Annotated in this window: 20 protein-coding genes and 1 pseudogene; 19 read left to right on the top strand and 2 right to left on the bottom strand. The window is 54.8% G+C overall.

All coding sequences use genetic code 11. The annotated features are described in order from the left end of the window. The first annotated feature begins 77 nt into the window (after window positions 1–77). Both ACJYUO_RS17065 and ACJYUO_RS17060 read left to right on the top strand, forming a co-directional pair. Window positions 78–917 carry a hypothetical protein gene (locus ACJYUO_RS17065; protein ID WP_494346538.1) on the top strand — a complete coding sequence of 280 codons (840 nt, stop codon included), beginning with the start codon at window positions 78–80 and terminating at the stop codon, window positions 915–917. A 137-nt stretch (window positions 918–1,054) separates the two neighbouring features. Then, the gene (locus ACJYUO_RS17060) at window positions 1,055–1,834 is read left to right on the top strand and encodes a formate/nitrite transporter family protein (protein WP_494346537.1); all 780 of its coding nucleotides are present in this window, start codon (window positions 1,055–1,057) and stop codon (window positions 1,832–1,834) included. A gap of 108 nt (window positions 1,835–1,942) precedes the next feature. On the opposite strand, the gene ACJYUO_RS17055 is transcribed toward ACJYUO_RS17060, so the two are convergent. After that, window positions 1,943–2,449, bottom strand: a complete 507-nt coding sequence (locus ACJYUO_RS17055) for a DUF3592 domain-containing protein (RefSeq protein ID WP_494346536.1) — start codon at window positions 2,447–2,449, stop codon at window positions 1,943–1,945. 869 nt (window positions 2,450–3,318) lie between these two features. Here ACJYUO_RS17055 and ACJYUO_RS17050 point away from each other — a divergent pair. The 10 genes from ACJYUO_RS17050 (at window position 3,319) to ACJYUO_RS17005 (ending at window position 18,301) form a co-directional block, all read left to right on the top strand. Further along, a complete protein-coding gene (locus ACJYUO_RS17050; protein WP_494346749.1) occupies window positions 3,319–3,660 on the top strand; it encodes a pilin in 342 nt (113 codons plus the stop codon). Between the two features lie 29 nt (window positions 3,661–3,689). After that, entirely contained in the window at window positions 3,690–5,438 is a 1,749-nt protein-coding gene (locus ACJYUO_RS17045) for a DUF8186 domain-containing protein (protein ID WP_494346535.1), read from the top strand. A 175-nt stretch (window positions 5,439–5,613) separates the two neighbouring features. Continuing rightward, on the top strand, window positions 5,614–6,303 hold the full coding sequence (locus ACJYUO_RS17040) for a hypothetical protein (protein ID WP_494346534.1): 690 nt from the start codon (window positions 5,614–5,616) through the stop codon (window positions 6,301–6,303). Continuing rightward, a complete protein-coding gene (locus ACJYUO_RS17035) occupies window positions 6,304–7,512 on the top strand; it encodes a TrbL/VirB6 family protein (RefSeq protein WP_494346533.1) in 1,209 nt (402 codons plus the stop codon). 5 nt (window positions 7,513–7,517) lie between these two features. Then, window positions 7,518–10,826 (top strand): VirB4 family type IV secretion system protein, encoded by a 3,309-nt coding sequence (locus tag ACJYUO_RS17030; protein ID WP_494346532.1) that lies wholly within the window; start codon window positions 7,518–7,520, stop codon window positions 10,824–10,826. Between the two features lie 4 nt (window positions 10,827–10,830). Continuing rightward, a complete protein-coding gene (locus ACJYUO_RS17025; RefSeq protein WP_494346531.1) occupies window positions 10,831–12,018 on the top strand; it encodes a DUF8128 domain-containing protein in 1,188 nt (395 codons plus the stop codon). Next, window positions 12,008–15,019: a type IV secretory system conjugative DNA transfer family protein gene (locus tag ACJYUO_RS17020; RefSeq protein WP_494346530.1), complete on the top strand. Its 3,012-nt coding sequence runs from the start codon at window positions 12,008–12,010 to the stop codon at window positions 15,017–15,019. The genes ACJYUO_RS17025 and ACJYUO_RS17020 overlap by 11 nt, the downstream gene beginning before the upstream one ends. A 357-nt stretch (window positions 15,020–15,376) precedes the next feature. Continuing rightward, complete coding sequence (locus tag ACJYUO_RS17015) at window positions 15,377–16,633, top strand: phage NrS-1 polymerase family protein (protein ID WP_494346529.1); 1,257 nt, start codon at window positions 15,377–15,379, stop codon at window positions 16,631–16,633. A gap of 420 nt (window positions 16,634–17,053) precedes the next feature. Then, window positions 17,054–17,761 carry a DUF7437 domain-containing protein gene (locus tag ACJYUO_RS17010; RefSeq protein WP_494346528.1) on the top strand — a complete coding sequence of 236 codons (708 nt, stop codon included), beginning with the start codon at window positions 17,054–17,056 and terminating at the stop codon, window positions 17,759–17,761. Window positions 17,762–17,770: 9 nt separating this feature from the next. Then, complete coding sequence (locus ACJYUO_RS17005; RefSeq protein WP_494346527.1) at window positions 17,771–18,301, top strand: PIN domain-containing protein; 531 nt, start codon at window positions 17,771–17,773, stop codon at window positions 18,299–18,301. A gap of 412 nt (window positions 18,302–18,713) precedes the next feature. Here ACJYUO_RS17005 and ACJYUO_RS17000 read toward each other — a convergent pair whose 3' ends face one another. After that, on the bottom strand, window positions 18,714–21,122 hold the full coding sequence (locus ACJYUO_RS17000) for a DEAD/DEAH box helicase (RefSeq protein WP_494346526.1): 2,409 nt from the start codon (window positions 21,120–21,122) through the stop codon (window positions 18,714–18,716). 969 nt (window positions 21,123–22,091) lie between these two features. On the opposite strand from ACJYUO_RS17000, the gene ACJYUO_RS16995 reads away from it, so the two are divergent. The 7 genes and pseudogenes from ACJYUO_RS16995 (at window position 22,092) to ACJYUO_RS16965 (ending at window position 25,077) form a co-directional block, all read left to right on the top strand. Further along, a complete protein-coding gene (locus ACJYUO_RS16995) occupies window positions 22,092–22,367 on the top strand; it encodes a ribbon-helix-helix domain-containing protein (RefSeq protein WP_006182422.1) in 276 nt (91 codons plus the stop codon). Then, complete coding sequence (locus ACJYUO_RS16990; protein WP_494346525.1) at window positions 22,348–22,641, top strand: type II toxin-antitoxin system RelE family toxin; 294 nt, start codon at window positions 22,348–22,350, stop codon at window positions 22,639–22,641. The genes ACJYUO_RS16995 and ACJYUO_RS16990 overlap by 20 nt, the downstream gene beginning before the upstream one ends. Before the next feature lie 256 nt (window positions 22,642–22,897). Beyond that, a complete protein-coding gene (locus tag ACJYUO_RS16985) occupies window positions 22,898–23,113 on the top strand; it encodes a DUF7317 family protein (RefSeq protein ID WP_494346524.1) in 216 nt (71 codons plus the stop codon). A 125-nt stretch (window positions 23,114–23,238) separates the two neighbouring features. After that, window positions 23,239–23,532 (top strand): PadR family transcriptional regulator, encoded by a 294-nt coding sequence (locus ACJYUO_RS16980; protein ID WP_494346523.1) that lies wholly within the window; start codon window positions 23,239–23,241, stop codon window positions 23,530–23,532. Between the two features lie 246 nt (window positions 23,533–23,778). Further along, entirely contained in the window at window positions 23,779–24,312 is a 534-nt protein-coding gene (locus tag ACJYUO_RS16975; RefSeq protein WP_494346522.1) for a DUF7342 family protein, read from the top strand. Window positions 24,313–24,320: 8 nt separating this feature from the next. Further along, on the top strand, window positions 24,321–24,755 hold the full coding sequence (locus ACJYUO_RS16970) for a toxin-antitoxin system TumE family protein (RefSeq protein WP_494346521.1): 435 nt from the start codon (window positions 24,321–24,323) through the stop codon (window positions 24,753–24,755). Between the two features lie 3 nt (window positions 24,756–24,758). Further along, a pseudogene (locus tag ACJYUO_RS16965) lies at window positions 24,759–25,077 on the top strand (helix-turn-helix transcriptional regulator). The last annotated feature ends 303 nt before the right edge of the window (window positions 25,078–25,380 follow it).

The following is a 25,380-nucleotide window of genomic DNA, read 5'->3' as shown; positions in this document are numbered from 1 at the left end:
CGGCTGCAAAAGCCAGCATGGTGACTATCCGAAGATATAGCGAACAACCGAGCGTCCGAGACGGACACTGAGTTACTATGAACGGGAAGCATTACCGGCGATCACGACGGTGGTTTGTGAAGGCAGGTTCACTCACCTCAGCCGCACTGGGACTCGGTCTGATCAGTACTGTCGGTGCACAGGAGACAGGGATAACCGACGGCGACGATGGACAATTTCAAGAGGCGATCGCGACCGGCGAAGCGTATTTCTCGGGCGCAGTCTTCCGGGTGGTCTCGCCTGCACTCGAGGACGCCCCTGTCGTGGACAATCCGGACGTTCTGCAGAACCACAGCGTACGTGTCATCGAGCACTTCAACACGAACGAAGAGGGATATCTCTTCGTCCCCCAAGGTGCACAGATTGAACAGGGGGAGCAATACGTGTTTGACGACCGACTCTCGTCGCCGACCGAAGATGAGTTAGCCGTTTCCGGTCTCGTCCGCGTGCAGTACCGACCGCTCACCGACGAAGAGCTCCCCTTCGAACTCGAGACCGAGGACGACTTCGATATTCTGGACGATAGCGGCGGCGAAGCTGCCGTTCGTCCGGATAATTTCTTCTCGAGTGCCCCATTTAAGATCACGTCAGGACCGCAGAGCTGGGTTCCACAGGACATCGAGCAGAGCGGTCTGTTCACGGATTACAATACCGTCCATGCCGAATACTTCGGCACGAACAATCAGTTCCTCTTCTTCCCACAAGAGGGAGCAGAAACGGAAGAGGGAGAACTCTATGTCCTCCGTGACGAGCCCGAACTATTCGATCCAGCGGGTAATCTTGTTGCTGCCGAGTTCAACCTTATCGACGAAGAAACCCTTGCTTTCGACGACGATTCCCTCCGGGAACCAGCGATCCGATATTTAGTTTCCGGGTAAGGCGAGTCGATGCCCGCTCTGATCGCGATCGGCTGCCTCGTCCATCGGATCGGTGACTGTCTACTGGTTCGTTCGATATCAGGTTCGTTGACCATCCATGGATACATATTATCATGGTGGCTCGTGGTCACTTCGACGTGCCAATCGCACCGGATCCAGCAGAGATTTTCGACCGGGCAGTCGCGGAAGGTGAACGACGGCTTGACCAGTCACTGCTCGAGCTCACGGCGACTAGCTTCATTGCGGGGTTCACCATCGTCTTCGGCATCGCCACGCTCGGGGTCGTCGACGGACTGGTCGAACCGCACTTCGGTGATGTCGCGCATATTGCGGGCGCGCTCACTTTCGGAGTCGGCGTCGTCTTCTTGGTCGTCGGCCGATCGGAACTCTTCAACGAGAACTTCTTCGATCCGGCCGCGAAGGCGGTCGACCACGACGGGTCGTGGCTGCTCGGGCCGCTCCTTCGGCTGTGGATCGTCACCCTCGTCGTTAACCTCCTCGGCGGTTTCCTCTTCGCATTCGTTTTTGCGGTCGATGGCGTTCTTCCATCTGCCGCAGCACACGCACTAGCGCGGACTGCCGAAGAAATCGCCAACCGACCGATGAGGGGAATGTTCGCGAGTGCTATCATCGGCGGTGCACTCGTGAGCTTACTGTCGTTTCTCCTCCAAGGTGTCAATAGCGTTCGGAGCCGCATCACGCTGGCCTATATCGTCGGATTCCTACTGGCACTCGGACCGTTCGATCACGTAATCGTCACTTCGATCCACGTCTTCTTCGGGTTTCTCTTCGACGCTTCGATCGGGTACGGAGCACTGGCCGAAACGATCGTCATCGCAACTGCGGGGAACTTCGTCGGTGGAATCGGCCTCGTTACGTTCACTCACGTTGTTCAAGTAGTGGGCGCAGAAGAATGACCGCACGAGGAACGATCTCTTGGCTGCATCCGACCCAGAACCCCGCTCTTCGTTTCTGATCTCGGTGTCATTCTTGGCCGTAACACTATGCTGGATGCTGTTGTTCCGCTACGATTCCCGGTATCCGATGAAGAGAGATCGACCACCGAAGAGCATGGCTATCACACCGATTCCAACAGCGATGAACGGGCCGTTTGACCGTTGATTCTTGAGGAACGCATCTTCTGGTGACTCAGGAGGCATATACGATGTGACAGTACTGTTGGCTTCGTACTCACTGACGACATCCTCTGCTGCGGATTGCGTATCGTACGACGGTTTCACTGTCGCCGGGTACACATTGGTTGATGTGTACGATTCTCCTTGATATGTGTACTCGAACTGAACAGTTGGATAGTAATCGATGCTCGTGCTCGACCCTGTACTATCAGACTCGACACCGGTCTCGATAATCGTTGCATCGACTGAGACCGCCGTATCTATTACCTGTTCCTGCTGGAAGTAGTCGTATCCTCCATAGCCAGTGACCGCGAGGCCAATAAAGAAGAATAACAGTCCGCCACGAATGGGATCTATCTCTCGATCACCGATAGTGATACTAGACTCAGTAGCCACAGATGGAATGTCAGTAATATAGTAGTATACGCGTACCGACTCACACCACTCACGACGATACAGCTAAAGTAGTGAAATGGAGAAAATGCTGAATGGGGAGTATAACATCCCGACAATACTGAACAAAACTGATCGTCGGCTACTCACTCGATCTCCAGATATCCAAGGTTTTGTTCAGAATTTAGAAGACACATAGCGGGTGCACTAGACATTGAACGGCAGGTGGTCGAACCCGATGCAAGAGAGGATATCACCGTTACAGATCTGAACGAGTAGATTGCATCGATTTTCGAGGACACATCTCCCCTCCACAGTGTCCGCTGTATTGGTGAAACCACTGACCCAAATATAACAGTCGATATTTATAGATGAACGTCTCAATACATAAATTACTATCCTAACAGATCGATAGTAACTATTATGTATTACCGATAATTAAATTTCGGTGCTGACATCAAATCACGAAATAATGTTGTGTAAGACTGCCTCCACACGAATTCCGGTCAGATCTGCCAACGCGGTGTTCCTCAGGTGTAGTAGCAGCACCAGTGTCTCCAACTTCGTTCGAGACGCACTGGCTACACAATTGACCGGTTGCAAGAGCACCCCTCAGAACTGGGATGTACTAGTTGCCGATGCAAGTCGTGGTAGAAAGTACAATCTCGAGGGCCTGATTGCACCGCTGTCCAACGACGAGGACCACCAGCCACAGCCAGACGCACTCCACCCAGATATTGCTACACATGAGTAATAGTCCCGCTCCCGATTCCGTTGAACAGTCTGCCAAACGCCCTGATGAGCAATCCATGTTTTCGGGTCAGTTCCGAGCTCTGTCCTCCCGAGTGTCACCAAAGATACTCCCAGTCGCCATGTGGATGGCATTCCTCGTCATTATGACTGGCTCAGTGGCTGCTCAGTCGGATGTCGGTGATGTCTATTGTGGGACTGGCGTCGAAACGGGGATCACGATCGTCTTTGGGGCGATTGCCGGGCTTGGACTCCCTGCAACGGGCTTCTATGTGTGTCGAGCGGGGCTCTCGTACATGCGCGCGGGCGGCAACCCTGAGAAAAAGAACACCGCCAAAGAGCGACTGGTGATGTCGGGTGTTGGATTCGGGATTATTGTCCTTGCGCTCATCTCGCCCGAACTCATCGATAATGTTGGAAGCCAGATGGGGTTCGAGTTCTCGAGTTGCGTGCAGCCATTCTGACCCCTTCACAGATGGCCCGGCCCCGTTCGATGCTCGTCGTGGTCGCCCTCCTCGGCATGGGTAGCCTCTTGGGTGGACTCGCGAGTACCACCACAGCTATCGCAGTAGATTCGAACTCGAGTCCAGCGGTTCCCACTGACGGGCCTGACCACGGTGTCAATGAGTCGCGGTTTCAGTTGCTGTGGTCAGAAGATATAGAGCAGGAAAACCTCTCGAGCGACGATTTCGCTGCAAACGCGTCGTCGTCTGCGGAATTCACACAGCGCCTCTCGAAGTCGACGGACTACCTGTTCGACGATCCGATCGAAGATGTCGAACAGTGGAATCGCGGCGATTTCGATGAGTATGCCGCTGGTGATGCAGCGACTTCAGTTCACCCGGAATCAGCAAATCTCGAGGATGGACAGTACATCAAGGATGCACACGCCAGCATCTTCGCTGTTCAGCCGTCGACGGTCCTCCAGTCAGGTTCTGAGTCAACCACATACATCGCGCCTGAGGGAGAGGTACTTGCGACATCGGATTATCGAGTCAAGGTTCCAGACGATAGTGAAAGCGGCCCAGTCCGTGAGAAATGGTCCCTCGAGGAAGCGGAACTCGATGAGGTTGAGCTCCAGGCCGATGGTCAGCAACTCGATTCCAACACAAGCCACCAGTCAACCCTCGAGTATAGTGGCCTGTCAGGCGACCCAACGCTGACAGTTGCGGTGGATATCTCTGCTCAACTCCGCCATGAGCGGAAGACGTGTGACGAGTATAATGAGAGTGCGGACTCCTGTGATGGCTCGTGGGAGACAGAGCTCACTCATCTGTCTGACCAACTCACAGTAACTGACTCGCGCAACACTACTGTCAACCAAATCGACACTGCCACTGGAACCCAAACGACGTTCGAAACCGATGACGAACAGACGGGCGCTGTCGTTCACCCAAGTACCATCTGGTCAGCGATTGAGATTGACGATGACACACGAGTTCGCGGGAACTGGCGCTTCTATTCCGCCGGCGACGCCGGCTGGCATACGATGGTCTCACGGACAGAGACCGAGACAACTCGAGCAGATTCCACAGTGCGTCCGGCACAGCTCTACGCGGTCCCCATGCAGGCGGAACCAGATATCTCGAGCGGCGCGACGGAGACGGTCGAACCACCGCTCGAGATCGAAGACGCCTGGGGGAGTGACCGGGCTGGACCGTCCCTTGCTGAGTCGATCGACATTACTCCTGTAGATCAGTACGTGAATCCGTCGTCCGTGGCGCTACAGTCGGAATCGATTGCAGCCGATTCGTTCGACACGGTCACCGTTCACGGCATTGTCCGGGGCCAGTCACAAACAGTCTCGCTCGCGGACGACGGCATCGTTCGCGAAACGAATCTCAACCTAACCGTGCTTGAGGCCAATTCCTCGGGAGCGGTCGTCGAAGCAACAGTGACGGAAAACGCAACTGGAGAGCCAGTGACGACTGGGCGTGTGGAAGTCGGCAACCAGTCGGCTCCCCTCAACACCAGTGGCATGGTCCGACTCCACCTCGAGGAGCGGCCATCGCTCGTAGTCGACGGAACGTACGTTGCCGAGGATTGGTGGCGTGCAGAGACGATGTACGCTGCTGCAGAGGATCGGGCGAAGATTCCGCCGAAGTACCCACAGTTCGCTCAACTGGTCCAGTTAGCGCTCGTAACGCTACTCTGGTTCCTGCCAGTTGCTCTGGCCGTCTACGGGTTTGACTACCTGACTGGCGGCACGTTCCTTGGACTCACAGATATCGATGACAGATAACAATACAACTCACGAGAGTCGTATCGCTCGCCGATCAGTACTTGCCAGCATCGGACTGAGTACTGCTAGTCTTGCAGGCTGTACGTCGGACTCCTCTACGAATCCGTCGAACAACAGTACAGCGGATGGAACCGGACTCAGCACTGCAGATAGCGATGTCTTTGCGACCGTCGAGATGAACGGGAAGAATCTCGAGGTCGAAGTGACTGGGGAGAGTTCGACTGCGTTCATCAACCTCGTCGATCCGAATGGCGAGTTATTCGACCAAGCCCGTCTCGAGGAAGATGACACCGAAGCCTCGTTCGAGATCCTCGGCAGGTATGAAGACGACCTTCCGACTGGCGAGTACGAACTCGTTGCCCTCGAGAGTCTCAAAAGCGATGAGCCCATCGACTCGACGACGATTTCGCTCGATGCAGAGTGCAAAATCACCGACGTACTCTGGGCGGCAGAGAATCCGGATATGGACTGGGAGAAGAGATCTTCTGCATGGGAAGCACATGCTGCTGTCGTCATCGAAAACAAGGGAACGATTCCGTCCTTACTCACCGAACTCGAGTGGGCAGGAGCTCCAGTTGCTCGCCTTCAATCAAAGGAGGATCAATCATACTACCACGAGGTCCGTTTGCCACCTGGGGAGACAACGGTCTATTCAGAAGGCCCAGTTTATCGGACTGAAAATTCGATTCAGTCACTTGATTGTGGAGAATATGAAACGGAATCGATGACCGTGACAGCTATCACCCAAGTTGGACCAGATCCATCGTTTACTCAGCAAATCAAGTATGGTGGTGAGCAGTCATGTGAGCTTGCTATTGTGGAAGGTAGTTCCGATGGATCATCTTCTGACGGAGGTGAGAATTGAATGCCATGGCTGCAGGATCAAGTCGAGAATGGGATCAAGAACATTCTTCAGGACTTCACTGACGCCCTTCTCGGTCTTGTGAATAATATCTATGCGACACTCTTAGAACCGATTGTCGGCGTGCCAGCACCAAGATCTGATTCTGGGTACATGGTCGTCGGGGCGCCGGATAATCCACCATGGATCGATATCTACCAAGATGTCTACTTAGCGTATATTATGCCGTTAGCGATCATGCTGGTCGTGATCGCGTTCGCGTTCATCGGACTTCGTGCAGGCTCGATGAGCACATATCGCCGAAAACGTCTCTTGAGGCGGTTAGGACTTGTGTTCATGGGGACATTCGTTTGGTTTCCCTTGATCTCAATTCCACTCCAATTCATCGATGCTATTGGGACTACAATAGCGCCTGTAGACGATATGTCTGCAGGGCTTGGTGGGCTCATCCAGTCCTCACTTGGAGGAATGTTTACAACCCTCGCGATGGTCGCTATTTCGAACTTTTTCTTAGTAGTCGCAGGATTTGTCGTAGCCCTCCGTTGGATTGCAGTCTTAATATTGACACCCTTGATGCCATTATTGGGTGTCCTCTGGGCAATGGAGATTTGGCCGTTTAATTCGGCCGCAAATATGGCTCGCCGTGCTGCTGGGATATATCCCGGAATTGTGCTTTCCGGAATTCCACCGGCAATTATTTTCAGGTTTGGCTGGGAAGTAGGTGGTATTGAATCGACAGCAGACGGTCTCTTTTCACTATTTGTTGGACTGACGCTGATTCCTGCCGCGATCATCACGATGATCATGACTGTCTACTGGAGCAGCCCTGCTGTCCGGACGATCGCCCAGAAGAGTGTCACTGCCACGAATCCGGCATTGGCTGCTGCTGGAGCTAGCAAAGCGAAAGCTGCCTCTGGAAGTGCCGTGCGTGGTGCCCGAAACGTCCACCGGGGCTATGCAAACGGAAAGTACGGTCCGGTGACCAAAACCGGGCAGACGAAACTCGAGAATGGCAACTCGAAAGCGTACAAGCTGGGTCAATCAGCGAACTCGACGAAAGCCCATGCACGCCAGTATAACACTCTCCGGAAATCGGATTCGGGCCGGATGCGCGACAAAGCCAAAGACGACGCCAAACAGGTCACACGAAAAACGTCGATCAAAGCCAAGCAAGGCCTCAGAAACACCAAAGAAAAGGTCTCGAGGTGGTGATTCAGATGAGCTCGAATACAGCAGACAGCGAGTACAACGCGCGGAAAATCCACCAATCGCTGGGTGGCACGACAGCGTTCTTCCAGGGCTACACGATCGGCGAGCTCATGTTGTTTCTCACGGTGGCATTCGTCACCGTCATCGCAGCAACGTTCGTTCCCTCTGCACTGACGATTCCGATTCTCGGGTTCGGGATCATGCTCATGATCCTCCTTTTCCTCCTCCACAAAGTCAAACCTGATTACCTCTGGCTCACCGAGTGGCTCGTCGCTCGATTCGGCTGGGCGATCAAAAACAAGGAGTACACGCACGGTGGCGAGGACAACAGCGAAGTTCGCTATCTGACCCGACTCAATCGGGTGTATCCACACGCCATCGAACGAACCGATGGCGCACTCGTCGGAGCGATGAAAGTCGAACCGGCGAATATGGCCCTCGAGGACGACGAGGCTTGGGCGAAGGCCGTGCAGTCACTTTCAGAGTTCGTTAATTCGACTGTTGACTTCCCCGTGAAGATCTACATCACTAGCCGCGAAATCGACGAGGACGACGTCGTTCGCGAACATCAAAATCGACTTGGCGATGATGACGTTCGCTCGCGCCCAGTCCTGAAACGCCTCCTCGAGGAGTACGTTGCTGCCAACACGAACGAAAATGGGGATATCGACTCTGAAACGACGACAATACGAGAATATTATCTCATCACTGCGGTGACCGACAGCGACATCGAGCAGTTCGATGAAACCGGTGATAGTGTACTGGCCTATCTCGCAGATGTACCAGTTCTCGGGCGACTCTTCCGTCGCTTTCAGTCTGAGGAATTGAGTGAGTCCAAGCGCGACCAACTCAAAGAAGAGAAACTCGAATCGCGACTCGCACAACTCCGCCGAGGTGGATCGTCGCTCTATCGGTGTTCGATCAGCCCCGTCGACGCGTATGACCTCGCTCGAGTCACGAAGGAGTACTGGACGTGCCAATCGCAGGACTACGCTGATATGACGAGCGCGATTGGGACGTTCCCAGTTGTCTCTCACGGCATCAGCGATGGTGTGCCAGCGACGCCAGATCCGAAGGATGTCCTTGATTCGATGGACGACAGTAGTGACGAAGCTGCGGACTGGGAGTACTCCCTCGAGGATCTCGATAAAGAAGACACTGCTGACGAACCGTCGGTTTCCGACGCAGATCGTCTGCCGGACACGTCGACGATGCACCAGTCAGTGGTTGCCCCGTCGTCGATCGACTGGGAGACGACTTACGCCGTGATCAACGACGAGACGTTCGTTCGCACCTTCTGGATCGAACAGTTCCCCGAAGAGCCCTCCGATGGCCTCCTTGAGCGACTCTTGCTCGAGACAGATCTGCAGACGGATCTCAGCATTCACCTCGATCCGTTCGATAGCCAATCGGCCCAGGACATGATGGCCGACTGGATTTCGGACTTGAAGATCAACCAGCACGACTCGAACAGTCTCAAAGCCGAAGATCTGCAAGACGATATCGACCAAGCGAAGTACATGCGCTCGCTTGTTCGAGCGAACAAAGCCTCGTTCTATCGAGGCGGCGTATTCATTCGCCTCGCTGCCGAGAGTCAGCAAGAACTCGAGAATCAGACCACTCGATTGCGCTCGATCATCAAGGACGCACCAGCAAACTGTACGCTGAAAGTCGCGAGTCGATGGCAGGAGCGGGGACTCGCAACGGTCTCACCGCTCGGTCGGAACGAACTCGGTCGCGATCGAATGTCGACGCTGACCAATCAGGCCATTGGCGCGATGTTCCCGTTCTCGTCGAACTACCAGATGATGGACGACGGGATCGAGTACGGCTATCACGGCCACAACGGCTCTCCAATCCGCATCAACCCGTGGGACCTCGAGACGGGCCACAGCGAACTCGTCGTCGGAATGCCGGGTGCCGGGAAAACGTTCGGTGGGATCATGCGCCACCTGCGGATGATGAAGCGGCACAACGACACGATGCTCGTCCTTGTCGATCCAGTCGGCGGCTTCCGCGGTATTGCAGACGCCCTGAACGCGAAGACGGTCACTGTTGGCGGCGATACGAAGTTGAACCCGCTCGAGATCCGTCAGACGCCCCAGCACGTCCTCGAGTCCAGCGATGGGGTCTCTCCCCTTTCAGCGAAGAAAGACGAGGTCTACGCCGTTCTCGAGAACTTCCTCGACGCTCGTGATATCGAACTCGGAGCCGAAACTGGTGTCCTCTCGTATGTGATCGACGAAGCTTATCGACAGGCAGGGGTCGTTGAGGACGATGTCTCGACGCACACGTCAGAGAACTCGCCGACGATGCAGGACGTCCATCGGATCCTCTGTGATATCGCTGAGAACCCGGACGAGCACAATATCGCCGAATCCGAATCCGCTCGCGAACGTGCTGCACAGTATGCCGACGAACTCGCGATTGCCTTCCAACCCTTCCGCGAGGGTGGCTCCTACGAAAACCTCTCTCATCGCTCGGAAATCGATATTCTCGAGGGCGACAACAAAGTCGTCTATATCGATCTCGGCCAGATCGAGGGGAGCGCCTCGGGGATTGATCGCCAGACGTTCCTGATGCAACTGCTGCTGTCGACGATCTACCAGCAAGCGAAGAACACCCAACGGAACGTCGAACTCGCGATCGACGAGGCACACTACCTCTTTGAGGATCAGGCCAATCTCGACTTTCTCGAGACGGCGTTCCGTCACCAGCGCCATGCTGGCCTTCGGATGGTCTTGCTTTCCCAGACAGCTCAGGAGTTCTACGAGACTGAACAGGCCGAGAAGATCATCGGGATGTGTCCAATCAAAGTCTTCCACAAACTGCCCGAGCTCGATGATCGGACGGCCGACAAAATCGGGATGACAAAAGAACAGCGCCAGTACGTCAGAGGTGCTGACGCTGGGAAAGAAGATCTCGGCTACAGTCAATCACTCGTTCGCGTCGAGGAACACGGCACCTATCCTGTGCATGTGGTCGCAGACGACTTCGAGAAGCGGGTTATCGACTACGAGCCAGCGGACCAGGCCTTCATCCAACAGGCGATGAACGACGAGTCAGCGGAACTGATCGCGTTCGAGGAATTCGTCGAGACCGAAGCACAGCAAAACGCGCTTGCGACCCGCCTCGACATCACCGCCGAGACGGCGAGCAAACTCCTCGAGGAGGATCTCACCAAGACGGAAGTCCTCGATGCAGTCGTCGAACAGGCTCTCGAGACGGATACGGACACCGAGGAGGCATCAATTCAGACCGATGGCGGAGCGTCAGCTCCCGAACAGCGCACAACCGAACCCGAATATGACAACTAAGACCATGACTCCGCTCAACCGCTTCACGAAACTGCTCGGTTCGTCGTCCCAGTACGAGGCGACGCAACTCGAGTTTGGAGAGAAGGGATCGTTCGTCCAGCAGCAAGCAGATACGCCAGGACTGCTCCTTCGGATCCGCCCCTACAAGGAGAACAATGGTGTCGTCGATGGGGCTGGCGTCCTGCAATCGGTCCATGACGTGACGACGAACTTCCGCGGAAAGAATACGAGCGATCACCATTCGTTCGAGGTCTGGTTCGATGAGGGCCAAATTTCGTTTTATATGCACGCTGCGACCGAGGCAGCCGCAGACAAGTTCCGCCGGCGTGTCGGGAACAACTACGCGAATAGCGAAATTTTCCCTGTCGAAGAGGGCCATGCGTTCCCGGTCATCAATTCTGATCAGTACGTCGCTGGCGCCTGGCTCGAGATGGAGAAGATACCCTACTACCCGATTCGTCATCACAACAGCGAAGGCTTCGAGACGGATCCCTACGGCGAGATAACGAGCGAAATGCTGTCGCTTGACGAGAGTACAGTCGTCACACAAGTCGTCTTTCGACCTGCAAAGCAATCGTGGACCGACGGTGATAGATTCAAGCACAACAGCGTCGATGAACTCGCTCATGCACTTCGCCAAGGGACGTCCGTGGGGTGGCTGAATCCTCGGACTCGACCGGCGAGCCAGAAGGACAAGCAGGCCGCGAAGACGATCGAACAGCAGCGTGGTCAACAGGCGTTCCACGTGAATATTCGCGTACTTGCTGCGTCGTCTGAAAAGGCCGAAGCCGAGGCTCGAGCCCGTGGCGTCGCAGGGATGTTCAGGAAGTACTACAACGCGGTTACGGAGCAGGGACTCGACGATACTCCAGTCTGGCATCGCAAAGAGCGGAAACGAGCCAAACGACTTCGACAATTCATCCATCGGATGCGTGACCGTGAGTGGATCGATCGCCGTATGATTATGACCGTCGACGAACTCGCCGGCGTCGCACACATCCCTAATGCGGAGATTGAGACGCCGAAGATCGACTGGCGATATACGCAGCGTGGTGATCGACTCCCATCAGATGGATCTCGATACGACGCTAATGAGTCGCCGACTGGTGGGCAGCCATCTGGTGTTCCCGACGAGGCAGCAGTCACCGTTGATGGATCTACTCGCGATCAGGAGGGATTCGATGGTATTTGATCGCTTCTTCGGACGCGGTGGAGAGACCTCGAGTAGCGATCAAAGCAGTGAGTCCGAACCAGCTGACGATGCATCCACGAATGCTGGCACTGAGTCGTCCACTGCCCAGCAAGCAATGACCGGAGAGCAATACCATATCGTCGACCAAGACACGACCCGCGTCGGTGGCAAGCCGATCCTCACGGAAACGGCCGACGAAGGAACAGTTGCAGGGCCATTTGTTCGCGAAATGTTTGAAGCCGGGATGGATAACGCACCGTCCCCACTCTGGGTCGGCTATACGGAGGATCCACAGACTGGATTTCGCGAGGCACCACTCCGGTTTGACTCACTCTTTCGGCACAACTGGATCGCAGGGACGACTGGCTACGGCAAAACGACCCAGCTCCTGAATATGATGGTGCAGTGGGCGTATTCGGGCTACGGCTTCACGTACTTCGATCCGAAGGGCCGTGATTCTCGAGAACTGCTCCGGATGCTTCCCAAGCATCGTCTCGAGGACGTGGTCTGGATCGAGCCCGGGTCGACCACCCACGAGAACACGGTCGGGATGAATTTCCTCGAGGTACCCGACTGCGAGACGACCGAGGAACTCGAGAATGAGATCGAAAACCGGGTCGAGAACCTGAAAGCCGTCTTCGATACCTCCGACTACTGGGGCATCAACATGGAGGCGATCACTGAGTCGATGGCTCGAGCTATGATGAAATCCGAGCAGCCGTTTTCGGTCATCGATATGTACTTCATTCTGTTGAATGCCGACCGTCGCGAAGACTTCGCACTCGATGTCGAGGATCCCTATATCCGAGAATTCTGTCTCGAGATCGCGAATATGGAAGAAGAGACAGTTCGGCCGCTGCTGAAACGGATTAAGTCTTGGGTTGAGAACTCGGTGATTCGGCGGATTATCGCCCATCGCGAGAGTACGATCAACTTCCGCGATATCATTGAGAACGATCGGATCGTCATCGTCCGAACTCCCGTCGAGAACACGGACATCAAGAAGATGGTGACGCTGGGTGTGATGCGAAATCTGTGGAGTGCGATTCAGCGACGGTCGTACGAACTCGATACCGATCCAGACCCCTACTTCGTTCTCTGTGACGAGTTCGACGATATCGCGAGCGACAATCTCGATATCGAGTCGATGCTCGCCCGTGCTCGATCGATGCGTCTCTCTGTGACCTTAGCCTCGCAGTATCCCTCTCAGTTCGACAAGGACACGCTGAAAGCGATGCAGAACAACTGCGATAACCTGCTCACGTTCTCGGTCAACGACAGCGACGATGCCGAGTTGTTGATGAAACGCTTCCGCGACTACACGGCAGAGGACCTCATCACGACCGACCAGTTCAAAGTCTGGACGCGGATCCCGCTCTCGGGTGGGCGTTACTCTGAACCCGTTTTGATCCGGACGTTTCCGCCATATCCGCCCCTCCGTGGAACGGATACTGTCGATCAAATCATCGAACAGAGTCTCGAGCGGTATGGGACTGATCCGCTGACGGACGCTGAGATCTTGCAGGATCTCATCTATAGTGATTCGAACGAGGCAGCGAACCCCAAGCAGATTCTCGAGGAGACGATGGCAGAAGCCGTTCGTGCAGTCCAGATTCGAGAACGCGTGCGAGCGGAAAACGGCTGGATTGATGTCACTGTCGTCGACGAGGAACTCGCAACCCGCCTCGAGAATACTGAGCCTGAGATCGACGTTACACCCGAAGACTTGCCTGACGTTCGTGAGGAATCTCGGTTACTTGAGGTTACGCTGCAGAACGACGACATCGTAGTTCGGCTCACTGACGACGGAGAAACAGTGGTCGAACCGGAGACAGGCACTGTCAGATCTGCCGGTGGCTCTACACACGATGCAGTCCTCCTCGAAACGGAAACAGCGCTTACAGAGCGTGGATTCAGTGTCGAAATCCTCGAGCAGGACGGAAGCGAGCAACCGGACGCCATCGCGACACATCCAGATCACAACGTCGTGTTCAACATCGAGGCTGAGACGACGACGCCGGATCGACCCGTGAAAGTCTTGCAGAATCTCAAGCGAGCCCACGAAGCGGATCGAATTCCGATCTTCGTCGTCCGTCCCGGTGACTCCGAGACAGAATGGGCGACTCGAGTTGAGAATATCCTCTCGCCACCGCTGCAAGAGCGGGCTGATGGCACTGAACAGTTCTATAACTGCGACGAGGTCGTGACCTTCGGTGGTGGTGCGACCGCTCACGGTGGCGTTACTGCCGTTCGTCCCAAGACGTCTGAGACGAATCGGACGGTTTGGACACGAGAGAATGGTGAGATCGTCCTTTCAGACGGTGAAACAGCGTTTGCCCGTGTTCCAGATGAGAGTACACTCTCGAAGGACAGTGTGCCAGCCTACTATAGCCATGATCGTGAAGCCGGGCAGTATACTGTCTACGAAGCTGGCGAAACCCATGTCTACGACTCGAGAGACGACTTTGAGGATGAATGGACGCCGATCAAACGGCCATTCCGACCTGCTGTTGACCTACCAGACTCGGATTATTCACGGGAGAGCTACCTAATTCTGATACTCTCTGACGATGAGCGTCCTGTACTCTTCCAGCAGGGCGAGACATACGGTTTGTCTGATTCGCCAACCGGTGAGGAACTATGGCCGGGCATCTCTTCAGGGAATCACTCTCGAGCAACGGAGTTGTCCTCATCAGTAGAGTCAGGTTCATCAGTATCGGAGCCAGTTGAGGTTGACCCAGACGGCGACGGCATTGAGGCGTTCGCAGCGATGTATATCAGAGAGGCGGATGGGGCACAAATTCCAAAGGCAGCACTGTTTCAGGCCTACTCGAGATGGACCGACCAGCACGATATTGATGGAACAAACGCGAGCTGGTTCGGTCGGAAGCTTTCGAACGTCGTCGACTATGAGGATACCCGAGTCAGAGACGGTGACGATCTCGTGACTGTCTACGCCGGTATCGATCTGACCAGAGATGGATCAGAGTTCCTTGAGTGAGAGATAATATCAGAACAATGAATATAATTCAGGCACTTGGCCCACTGAAAATCTCGCCCCCACAACCTAAATTCCAAAATCCGATTAGTAACTGGTGTATCTGCCAGTATCCGCCATATAGCCGGATTTGTTCAGGGCAAATTTCCCGTTCAGGTCACGGAATTGGTACCTGTTCAGGGCAAAACCGCAGTACAGTGGCGGTGTTCAGGGCAAATCAAGGCTCAAAACCAACTAGTATAGAACGGGTTGCACCCGTTGGACAGGGTCACGGACAGTCTACCAGCCTACGGCATGTTTATCAGCACACTGATGGGTGGTATGCGACCAGATGGACGCGCAGTACGAGGTGGATTGTCGATGTCTGAACAGACGGTTTCGGTACTCCCCAAGCAGTTACGTGAGCGCGATCAGTGGGTGTGCTGGCGAGAAGAATCTCGAGACGGGAAGCCGACCAAGATTCCGGTGACACCTGGGAATGGCGAGTTCGCCTCCTCGACGGATCCAGACACATGGGCGTCGGTCGAAACTGCGCTCGAGTACGCCGATTCGGGGGATGCGGATGGCATGGGGTTCGTGTTTACCAACGATGATCCCATCGTCGGCGTGGATCTCGATGATTGCCGGGACCCAGAGACCGAGACCGTCGACGATGCAGCGCAGGATATCATTGAGCGACTCGACTCCTATACGGAAATCTCCCCATCGGGAACTGGGTTTCATGTGCTCATCGAGGGAGAGCTCCCAGACGGCCGGAACCGGCGTGGAAGTATCGAACTGTACGACACGGCCCGGTTTTTCACCGTGACTGGTGACTCCCTCGAGGAGATGCCCGATTGCGTTGCTCGTCGACAGGATGCACTCGAGGCGATTCATCGTGAATACGTCCAAGACAGTGAGAGCAAGCAGCAATCCGAATCAGGCCAACATGAGGTGACTGACGAGCAGGCTTCGACCGGCACAGCAGTCGATACCAACGTTGACCTCGAGGACGAGAAACTGCTCGAGAAGGCCCGAAACGCGTCAAACGGATCAAAGTTCGAGCGCCTCTGGAAGGGGAACATTGCTGGATACGACAGCCAGTCGGAAGCGGATATGGCGCTGTGCTGTCTGCTGGCGTTCTGGACCGGCGGCGACCATACTCGAATGGATCGACTCTTCCGCCAGTCAGGGCTTCTCCGCGAAAAATGGGACGACGTCCACTACGCCGATGGATCGACGTACGGCGAAAAGACCATCGAACGAGCGATTACAAGCACGTCTGAGTTCTACGATCCGGACGCTCGAGACAACTCGAGTGACGCGAATTCCAGACAGAGCGAGTCGTCGACCGCCGGCAGTCGTGACGAACCAGCGGAAAATCATGCATATCTGGTCGAGAAGAATCGACTGTTGACTGACCGCGTCGACGACCTCGAGACAACGCTCGAGGAGAAAAACGAACGCATCGATGCACTCGAGGCGACCAACGAAGCGCTTCGAGAACAACTCAGAGACTGTCAGGAGAGACTCGAGCGTCGTGATCAGGCTTCGAACCCCGAGATGGATGAGGCCAGTGCTAATGAAGGCGACTCGATCTGGGGCCGTGCACGGCGGTTCGTCGGGGATGACAACTGAAGTCCGTTCCAAAGCACTCTGACGGGTTTATCGACTCCCGGAGGGGTGAGGAGTTCAACGATGACTGCAACCAACCAGACAGATGACCACGGCATTGTGTGGTTAGACGAACCACTCGAGGAGTGCAGGCATGATCCGATTCCAGCAACGATTGGTTCAACTGGATCACCAATCGACTGCTCGAGATGCGGTGCATCAGGAATATTAGTCGATTAGGGAGCATACATTGGTGTAGTGGACGATCAGCTTGCCTCCGGAACAACGCGTTCCTTCTGCACGACAGCACCAACGAACTCAGCAATGTGACTGAGAAGCAACCGTTTTGCTCTGTCAGTATTCCCCTTTCAGCCTCGAGTGAACGAGCAGTTCCTCGATTGGAGCGACGGAAGTCTGAAGTACATGAACTTCGAACTAGTGACTATGCCCACCGATCACGATCGTATTCGTCCAGACGGAGGGATCGACGCGCTAGATCCGCCACCAATGGATGTGATTGACGAAGAAACGCTCGAGCCCGAGACGCTGGCACAGAACGCACCCCGATTAGAAACCGTCGTGCAACTGCTTAATCGGCCAGCGCTAGCTCGCGTCTACGTGTACGTCTGCTATTGGGGGCCAGTTGCCCCGCCGGAGATCATGGATACCCTCGAGCTTTCGAAATCGACCACGTACGAGTATGTCGAGACGCTGGTTGACCTTGGGCTGGTCGACCGCGACGATTCGACGCGGCCCCAGCAGCTGACCGCTGATCCGATCATCATCGTCGAACAATACGTCCCAATCGTCATCACGCCGACTGTCCTCCACGCGCTTGCACTCCAAGCGATCGACGAGGATGTCGAGTACTTCCTCGACCGGTACGGTATCGGTAAACTGATTGCCGCGTTGCGCGGTGCCGGACTGCACTTTGCAGGGAAGACAACTCAGCGAATGGTCGCATCCGACATCGACGTTCGCGACACCGAAGCGATGATGATCATCTCTGCGCTTAAGCCCGTGCTAGCCGTCGGTCGGGAACACGATCCGTTCTTTGAGCACCTCTTTCCGGACGTGTACGACGAGATGGAACTCCCCGATATTGACGAGCAGGCAGGTTCTCCCTCGAGCTCGCCGGATGTTGACGGGTGACTCGGTTGGATGAGTCGAAATCCGCTGTTAGCAGCTGATCAAGACGTCCTCGTTGATGCGAACATTTTCTATGCGATCGGGCATCCCACAAATCCACAATACCGTCGGTTTCGAAGTGCAGTCCAGAATGCAGGGGTCGTTTGCAACCTTCCCCGACGTGTAATCGGCGAACTTGGGGGACCAGAGACGGACCGTGTTCGAACGGCACTCGACGAAGGATGGGCCGAGATCATTGATGCCCCGTCACCGACTGATGGGGATGCTGTCGCTGCGAGCGATATTGCCAAGCGGACCATTGCGAATGAAACTGGCCAGGCCGAACACGAGGTCGAAAAGACCGATGCGATTCTTGCCGGATTAGCCATTCAGTATGTCAGAGACCGCTCATCGGAAGGCATCATTGTGCTCACTGACGATAAGCCGGCTCGGAAGGGTATCGAGAACGCAGTCCGAGAACAGGGCTACACGGATACGATAACCGTATATGGATTAGCAGACATCATCGGAGACGACTCCGGTGATTCGATGCAGTTGATTTAGATGGCACTCATGTGGTTCGCATACCAATTGAGCATTTCTTGGAAAGGCTGCAGAGCGGACTTGGTGTCGATCGCTGGGAAATAACGGAGATTCTCACTGAGACCGGTGTCGAGGTTTGCCTTGGCCCATAGATTAGAGGGATAAACTCAAGGAGGAGATTGAGACAGTACCCGACACCGAATGAGCAGTTATCCGTTGTAGTTTTACCATGATCCAAGAGGGTGTCATAGAACTCTTCGCAAACCGTGGGCAGTAGTTGAGCGAGCGACGATTACCAAGCAATCGTTCCAAGTTGTAGGTCCTCTTCATCGAGATTGTCAACGAGTGCATGGTCGAGATCCACCCTCTAACCAACCACGTTCTCTGAAGAAATCAGGCAAGTCCCGGTGGTGATACGGAATAAAAGGCAGTCTCAGAAATCATCGAGTGACGTTGTCCGTGGCTCCGAACCAATCGAGGTCTGTCCCCGTTCGATAGCTGTCGTTGAGTCACTTTCATCTGTACGAGTTTGTTTTTCGCCGCCGAACGCCTCGAGGAACTCCCGTCCAGATGCGGTGAACGGCGGCCGAGCTGGCACCGTTGTATCGCTACCGATCCAGTCTTCGATTGCTTGGACAACTGTTGGAGCGGTTTGTGAACCGATACCCTCAGCGTTGCTGACCAGCCGTTGTTCGAAGCGAACTGAGTTTTCATACTGGACCGCTAACTTCTCGATCGTCGGATGTGACAAATCAATAGTATCAGTCTCCTCACCAAAGTTTTGCCAAGCGTTTCGGATTCGATCGTCGAGGATGATTACTCGCCCTCGAGCAATGCCCTGATAACTCGTCAGATGGAGGTCTTCAGCAGTGACGCCGGTATCCATCTGTCGGGCCATCGTCTCTAGCCACTGTGGTGGCGTATGCGACGTTGCTGTGTACAGTTCGGCAAGCGGCCGAATCGCCTCTGCCAATTGGCTTCCGGTCCGCGAGACGTATGACACATCGATATCGAGTGTTAACTGGATTAGTTCGACGTCGATCCCTTCGGCCCAGAGCCAACACATTACACCTGCTGTGACGCCTGCCTCATCAGTTCCCAGATCATGGCGTTCGAGGAGTTCGAGAAACTCTGGACTCTCATCGTCAGTGACAGTCTCGCTGAGATTGCACTGGTAGAACATCTCAGCCAATTCAGCGACGATCGTCTCTGGATCAGTCGGGGCAGTCGCCTCCAGTGTTTCGACCAACGATTTGATGGTGACGGGCGGACAGTCAAGCCGTATTGCATGATCGTACTCGAACGCAGCCGTCCCGAGATCGGTCGTTCCAAGCATCGACTCTGAAACCATCTCGATGAAGCCATTCTCGACGAGTTCGGTGAGGACGTCACGAACCCGATCGCTGATTTCGTCGCGACCGCTCTGTGCTTCGCCACCAATCATCGGATTTTCCCTAAGCGAGAGTCGGTCCCGAAGCGCGTAGTGGCCGTACAAAGTCGACGAAATGAACTCCATCAGGGCGTCGACGGAATCCCAGCCGTTCTCGACTAACTCGATCAGGAGCCACTCGAGGTTCGTCTTTGCGCTCTCGAGATTCGTCGTGTAGTCGGCGTCCGAGTCCAACCCCTTCGGGTGGCCGAAATGCGATCCGATTGACTCGAGCGACTTCTCCTCAACAGGCGTATCGAACTGGAAAACATTAGCAGCGTCTTCGCGACTGTAGATCGGGTAGGCGTAAGCTTCCTCCATGTCCGATTCCCGACCAGCACGTCCAATCCACTGGATGTACTCCCATCGCCCGACGAAGTTCCCAAAGCGGGTGAGATCGGCAACGATCACTGCCTGGACGGGGCTGTCAAAGCCGTAAGCGAGCGTCGTAGTACACGAAATTGCCTGAATTTCGCCGTCTTTGACGCCCTTTTCGACGATCTGCTTGATGTCGTTCTCGAGTGCTGAATAGTGGAACCCGACTCCTTGTTCCAGGCACGTGATCAGATCCTGATGTGTGTCCGTCAGCGTCGTGTCGATCGCATTCTCGATCTTCTCCCGGTAGTCGGTCTCCGGCCGTTTGAAATCTGAATGAGAGGCAATCTGGACCGCTCGCGAGCGAGTGTGATCGGTCGTGAAGTTAAAGACCATAAACGGCGCTTCATCAAGCCGTTCGGCCATGTGGTCGGCGATAAATACGCCGTAGGTCTTGTTCCCACTTTTCTCGAGTGGTCGCTCGACGATGGGGACACCACGGTCTTCGGGGCTGATGATTAGCTCGGCATCGAGCCACTGGGCGATTTCGTCGGGGTTGCCGATCGTCGCCGACATTGCACAGACTTCGACGTCCCGGCCCATGGCCATCGCGAGACTTTTTTCGATGGTTGGCCCCCGAAAGCCCGAGTACAACTCGTGGAAGTCGTCGTACACGAGGACATCGATCCGTGAATCAACGCCCCGGATTGCAGCCTCGAAGTGCGAATCGAACGTCGCGACAATCACATCAGCATACTGGTAGCCGGCCTCATCGCCCCAGGTTGCGTTTGTCAGCGTATATCGGTCTGTATCGATCCACTGGTTGAGACTGCTGTATTTCCCGTTCGTCAACTGAACACTCGGAACGAGATAACCGACGGTCTGTCCTCGTTCGAGCGCTCGTTTAATGACTGCCTCAGCACAGAACGTTTTGCCGTTGCCGGTCTCAGCGACCAAGAGTGTATTCGACTCCTCGAGGCCGCCTTGCTCGAAAAAGGCACGTTGGGTTTCGTTGATTTCGTCAAACGGTTTTGCCTCGAGGAGGTCTTCGATACAGTGAGTCTCTGTCGCTGACAATGAGTCTGGAAGCTCCGCCATTGTGGGGTCTCGTTCTAGTTCCTGATTTTTCAGTCTGCCATCAAAAATATATTGGATAGGCAATGGTCACGGAGTTTGATCAGTGAGAGAATACTGATGACAGCGAACTCAACTATTAACCAACAGAAAGTAGGTATATGGAGCCGCTGTTGGTTAACGTCTCAAGAAGGGAGACAAGGCGATCAGTCAGCAGCCTCGTCAGAAAACGATGGCTCCAGACCAAACGTCAGCAGTCGCTCTACTTGAGATGCATCGTAACAGTCGCAATCACAACTGTCATATCCTGTGTGCAGTGGCACGCTCGTCACAGCGGGCCACGAAAAAGTATCGGGGAAACTGTAAATATCAAGACCGCAGCGACCGTGGTGGAAACGTCAACATCACCGGGAAAGGTACGTTGGCTGGTTAGCTGCTGCGGGTGCTGCTTGGGCATCTATACTCCAGAAATATTCGTTTTTCGAGGAGACGAGAGAGATGTGCTCTCTCGAACCATCCAAGATATCTGCGCTCGGACACTCCACCTCGCGATTGCTTTGGCTTAGAGGTCGCTGACATCCGACCGTGTCGACGACCTTGAGGCAACACTCGAGGAAAAAGACGAACGTATTGCCGACCTCGAGGCGACCAACAAAGCGCTTCGAGAACAACTCAGAGACTGTCAGGAGACACTCGAGCGTCGTGATCAGGCTTCGAACCCCGAGATGGATGAGGCCAGTGCTAATGAAGGCGACTCGATCTGGGGCCGTGCAAAGCAATTCGTTGGGGACGGCGACTGAAACCCGATTCATCGCTCCCCGCCGGGTTTATCGACTCCCGGAGGGGTGAGGAGTTCAACGATGACTGTAATCAACCAGGGAGACGAACAACGCATTGCGTGGTTGTACGGACCGGTTGTGAGGTGTGGCCATAATCTGATTTCAGCAATCTCGACGGTACTGTTTTGTGTATGTACTACGAACGTACAAGCGTATGTCCGAAGCTGAAACCAACAATGGTGATCCTGAGATTGAACGAATCAACCTTCGGATTTCCCAGTCTTTCCGCGAGGTCGTTGATGAGACGTGGCGCGAGCGGGGATTCAATAGCCGAAGTGAGTTTATTCGCTACGCACTGCGAGAGTCAGTGAATCATCCGGAGGGTGCTGGGTTCTGGAAGGACCTTGCAATTAGTGAAGCACAGTTTGATGACGGTGAGAGCCGCTCGAGCGAGGAAATCAAAGCAGCATATGGGTCCGACGACGAATGACGACGATTGGGAGTGGGAATTTTCGTCTCGAGCAGAAAACCAACTTGCGCAGTTACCTACAGAAACACAGGACCGAATCATCACGAAACTCGATGATGTCGTGTCCTCAGAGTGGCGCGAGCCAGCTGACTTCCTTGAGCCATTGACTAATTCGCCGTACAAGAAGTTACGAGTTGGGACCTATCGACTGGGGTGTCGGCTTCGATTGGAAGAACGCATCGTACGCGTGGAGAGCGTTCGGAAGCGAGACGGAGCATATTCAACGGATGATTGATAAGTTGTTGAGACTCATAGTGTGGAGAGTTCAACAATAATACCTGAATGAAACGTTCTAATGGCTACTATAGTCCTCGCTTCTTGGATCGATAGCTGAGTTGGGCACTCGTAGTATGGAGTGGCAGCCTCTCGAAACACACTCGTTACTGGCATATTCAGGAATTGCCAGTCAACTCAAATCGACGACGTCAGACGAGGACACACTAATGACGCTGCCGCTCGAGTACACACCTATAACCCATGACAACTGATCGTTGCAGCCCCATATCGACCATACTGAGGAGTTCGCCACTACTATCGGGCTCTACGTGCTCGGTGAAATCTCCCTAGGGAAGGCTGCAGAGCGAGCTGGTATCACCCGCTGGGAGATGACAGAGATTCTCACTGCAGCCGGTGTTGAGATTCGACTTGGCCCACAGACCATGGACGATCTCAAGGACGAGCTCGAGACAGCGCTCGACATCGAATGAGCGAGTCGTCCGCTGTGGTTTTGTCAAGATCTGAGACTCGCTTCTCACGTACATGCTATCCCTGAATCACGTTTTCTTTCACCAGTTCTCGGAACGCTTATAGCTCTATACTCAATAATTTCGATATGTACGATTTGACTGCCTTTCAGCGTGATGTCCTGTATGTAATCGCCGGCCAAGACGAGCCCCACGGGCTTGCGATCAAAGACGAACTCGAGAATTACTACGAAACGGAGATCCATCACGGTCGGCTGTATCCCAATCTCGACGAGGTCGTCGACAAGGGTCTCGTCGAGAAAGGCACACTCGACAAGCGAACGAACTACTACACGATCACTGCCCGCGGCCAGCGCGAGCTCGAGGCCCGTCGCGAATGGGAAGACCAGTACGTTGATGGATTTACCTCGAGCGACGTGTAGTTAGTTCGGCCAGCTATCGGCGGATACAACGTGGCAACTGTGAATAGGCTTACAAACTGGGGAGAGATAGCTATTTCCTGTCAATAGATTTGTCTATTTTGGTTACTGATCGTAGTGAAATTTTGCCCGAATAGGTCGTGAAAGTCACGGAAAGTGAAGAAGAAGTGATACGTACACTCAGCCACCTCTACTGAGAAAACTATTCCTCGAAGTAAGAATTATATCGGTAGCCACGCAAGATCGAGCATGGCCAATACAGAGTCTCCAGATGATCCCCCATCGTTTGAGGATGCGTTTCGTGACGATGACGTTGAACAGCGCATCTATGGGACAATCCTTCAGACTCGCGAGCCTGCAACAGCGAGCGCTATCGCAGAGCAAGCCGAGTGCGATCCAAAGACAGCTCGAAAATATCTAGGCTGGTTCAGCGACCTCGGAATCGTCACCCGCCACGATGGCCATCCGACGACCTACGAGCGCAATGATGCATACTTCCAGTGGCGGCGCATCAACCAACTTGCTGCCGAGCACACCGTCGACGAACTCCAAAAGTACGTCCGCAACCTCACGACACGGATCACCGAGTACGAAGAAATGTACGATGCCATAACGCCGGCAGCCGTCGACGCCGTCGATGCTGCAGAAGCGAGCGACGAACGGACAATCGACGATGTGTATAGCGACCTTGCCGACTGGGCGACCGCACGAGATGAGCGCAAGCACTACGAACGCGCCCGTCAGCAACGTGCTAGCGCCAAGACCGACCAAGCATCCGGGTAATCCCATCGATGACGCCGCCTGAAAGAGATGGACGAAGCCCCGCGCCTATCGACCGCCCAGTTCTCGAGTTTCTCCAGACACGCCTCCAAGCCACTGCTCAGGTCGGTCGAGCGACTATCACGGATACGGGTAGACATCTCGGGCTCCGTGTGACACTTGCACCATCGTACTATCCCGAAACCGTAGAGGAGGCGAGTATCACTGTTCGCTGGTACACGAACGACGATTTCAAAATTCATTACCGAGAGGTGCATCCGGGTCACGCCTGGGAGTGCCGGTGGGACCGGCATCCGAATCCTCACAATACGCGAGACCACTTTCATCCTCCGCCCACTGCCCCGACACCCGGCGAGGACGAATCATGGCCAAGCGATCATCGGGATATACTGCGGCTCGTCCTCGATACTATCGAAGAACGAATTACCAGGTTATGGGATGAGTAAGCAATCAGTGATGGCAGTTTTTCTGCACCAACGTGGACTCCTACCCGCTTCCAACGTGACCTGTTGTATGTGATCGCGGGCGCTGACGACAATCTGGACAGGATGTCAAGGATAAAATCGAGCGTACTATAGTTCAGGGATCAATCATAGTCGGCTGTATCCCAATCTCGACGAGGTCGTCGACAAGGGTCTCGTCGAGAAAGGCCAACTCGACAAGCGAACGAACTACTACACGATCACGGCCCGCGGCCAGCGCGAGCTCGAGGCCCGTCGCGAATGGGAAGACCAGTACGTCGGTGGATTCACCTCAAGCGACGAGTAACTAGTTCGACCGGATATCGGAGGACGGACCCTCCCTCGTACGAATACGCTGTTTCCTCGGGTGCTGCGCTTGGTCGAATCGAACAGATTCTCCCGTCTCGAGTCTTATTGTGACGCTCCTCGAGTCGCTCGCATCACTTGCTCGCTATGCTCGCAGCGGTGGGGACGGACTGCGGGCGTCTCACGGATGAGTTTCGGCATGCCCTGCCGAGTGCTACGGTGAACGTAATTCGCCTACCTCCCGTCGTTTTTCGCTCGAGATGGTTTGTCGCCCCCAGAACGGGTGCGGGGGCCCGACTGAAGC

It is taken from the genome of Natrinema sp. CRL1 (assembly GCF_059162405.1).
This window is presented reverse-complemented; position numbering and strand designations above follow the sequence as displayed.